At 37.1% G+C, this 237-nt stretch carries 1 pseudogene; it reads left to right on the top strand.

The window, feature by feature from the left end:
* Nucleotides 1–237 (top strand): annotated as a pseudogene (locus I5349_RS14060) (hypothetical protein); the annotation flags it as partial.

Below are 237 nucleotides of genomic sequence, written 5' to 3'. Positions count from 1 at the left end.
CTAACGCTTAACTTTAGAAAAAATACGCTTTATGATACGCTGTATCTCAAGTCACAGCTAGCGTTCAATGAGTATAATAGACTAGAAGAATTCACTATTCATGAAGAATCCGTCCCACTCAATGGTAATCTAGTGGTCATTTACACACCACTTGAACGAATAGAAAATCAAAACAACACACATGTTTACAAGATAGGATCAAACGGCAGTAAGTCATTTATAGGGGGAACATGGGTC

Source organism: Penaeicola halotolerans (genome assembly GCF_016464625.1).
In the GTDB taxonomy this organism is placed as follows: domain Bacteria; phylum Bacteroidota; class Bacteroidia; order Cytophagales; family Cyclobacteriaceae; genus Penaeicola; species Penaeicola halotolerans.
Note: the sequence above shows the minus strand (reverse complement) of the source record. Positions and strands in the feature narration are given on the sequence as shown.